The 312-nt window shown below is 67.0% G+C and carries 1 pseudogene; it reads right to left on the bottom strand.

Annotated features, from left to right (window positions below):
* Positions 1-201 precede the first annotated feature (201 nt).
* Positions 202-312, bottom strand: a pseudogene (locus tag JNB62_RS19330) (DNA starvation/stationary phase protection protein); the annotation flags it as partial.

Raw genomic sequence — 312 nt, 5'->3', positions numbered from 1 at the left:
GCGCCATCTTCGCGAAGCTCGGCCTGGAGGAGTCGGGCACCGAGCACCGCAGGGTGCTCGCGGTGCTCGCGTTCCTGCAGAGCGCGTGAGGTCGGGCACTGTTCGTTGAGCGAGCGAGGAACGAGCGAGACGAAACGCCCCGGGCTTACGGTGAAGCCGGGGCGTTTCGTCTCGCTCGGCTCGCTGAACGAGCGGCCGACGTCACTCGGCGAGGTGCGCGAAGAGGAACCAGCGGTCCTTCTCGAGCGTCTCCTTGATGCCGATCGCGATGTCCTGGCTGGTGAGGTCGAACTCGTCCAGTCCGTCGATGGC

Origin of the sequence: Microbacterium jejuense (genome assembly GCF_019511665.1) — a bacterium.
Classification (GTDB): Bacteria; Actinomycetota; Actinomycetes; order Actinomycetales; family Microbacteriaceae; genus Microbacterium; species Microbacterium jejuense_A.
The sequence above is the reverse complement of the archived record's forward strand: the minus strand, read 5'-3'. Positions and strand labels throughout refer to the sequence as shown.